1 protein-coding gene is annotated in these 1,642 nt (G+C 64.8%); it reads right to left on the bottom strand.

Annotated features, from left to right (window positions below; translation table 11 throughout):
- Positions 1-1,642 (bottom strand): PKD domain-containing protein (locus EWM57_RS20945; protein WP_129923231.1); only part of this gene is annotated, 1,642 nt, incomplete at both ends.

Genomic DNA, 1,642 nt, shown 5'->3' with positions numbered 1-1,642 from the left:
TCGGAAAACAGCGCGTAGGGCGCCACCGACTCCGTCTGGTTTTGAGTCTGGGTGCCGCTCAAAGCAAAGACCACGCTGCCCACGGTGGCCGGATTCGTGTTGGCCCGGATGTTCAGGTTGCGCGTGGGCAGGGTGGCCAGGTTTAGAATGCTGCCGTTAATGAGCGGCTGAATGTCCTGGTCGGTGGGTGCGTCGGCATCGACCAGCGTAAAGCTCGTGGTGGCGCAGTCCGGGTCGAGGCGCACTTCCTTCGTGGTGGCCAGCCCGCCGGCGTCAGTGACGGTCAGCACAATCCGGTAGTAGTAGGTTTCGGCCCCGCAGCCGTAGGGCACAATGGTGGTCGTGGTCTGCGGGTTGGTGTCCACGGGGTCCGGGTGCTCGTGGCCTTCGTGGTGCAGAATCGTCTGCCACTGGTAGCTGAGCCCGGCGCTGGTTTGCTCGGAGTCCGTCACGGTGGCCTGCAGGTTGTAGGTCGAGTTGCCGGACATCGGGTAGCGCGTGCCCACGGCCGGGCTGACGATGGTCACCTGGGGCGGCGTGTTATTGACCGACACCGTGAGCGACGTCTGGTTGGTGCTGCCCTGGGAGTCCTTCACGGTGAGCATGACGGTGAACTTGGTGGGCGCCGAGGTAGCCGTGGTAAACGTGTGCGTGGGGTTCACGGCCGTGCTGGTGGGAGTTCCGTCGCCAAAATTCCACAGGTAGGTCAGCGGCTGCCCGTCGGGGTCGGAGGAGGCGCTGCCGGTAAACTGCACGGCCAGGGGACTCGGGCCGTAGGCCTTATTAAGTGAGGCCACGGCCACGGGCGGGGCATTGCCGGTGGTGTTGTAGGTGATTTTGCGGATTTCGGACGGGTAGAAGTTCACGTAAAACAGCCCGGTTTCGGCCGGACTCACCGCCATGGCCACCACCACGGCCCCGCTGTTGACGAAGTCGCGCACGGCCGAGGGCTTGTTGGTGGCGTCCACGGTCATACTCCGGATCCAGCCGCCCACGTAGTCGCCGAAAAAGTAGGTATTCTGGTAGGCCGCCGGGAAGTCGGTGTAAGGATAAAAAACGCCGCCCGACGACGAGCTGCCCCCAAACTGCGGCCCCGACACCGGCGAGCCAGCCGCCCCGATGTTGATGGTGGAGGCTGTGGAGCCGCTGAAAATTCCGGTGCGCGAAGGCCCCGTGCCGTGGGCCCAGTCAATCAGGGGCCGGTTGTGCACGAACGTGGGCACCGAGGTCGGGATGGTCTTCGTGTTGTCGCAGGGATTCGTAAAAGTGGCCGTACCGGTGGGCGTGGCCTGCTTGATCAGGTCGCGGAAGTAGAAGTACTGCTGGGTGCAGCCCCCGATGCCGTACTGTGGGTTCGGCGCGTCCTGGTTGTAGGTGTTCTGAGTGGCAAAAGCGTCGTAGGGCGTCAGGCCCTCAAACAGGGGCCAGCCCAGGTTCTGCCGGGGCTTGTCCACCACGTGGGTCTCCTCCCAGCTGGCTGCGCCCACGTCGCCGATGTAGAGCGTGCCGGGGTTGCCCACGGTGCGGTCGGTGCTGCCCGTACCGGGCTTCAGCGTCATCCGAAACGGATTGCGGCAGCCCAGGGCCCACACCTTGGAGCGCGGGGCGTTGGGGTTGGTCGAGTCGTAGAACGGGTTGCTGG

The organism is Hymenobacter persicinus (assembly GCF_004167665.1).
Taxonomy (GTDB): Bacteria; Bacteroidota; Bacteroidia; order Cytophagales; family Hymenobacteraceae; genus Hymenobacter; species Hymenobacter persicinus.
The sequence above is the reverse complement of the archived record's forward strand: the minus strand, read 5'-3'. Positions and strand labels throughout refer to the sequence as shown.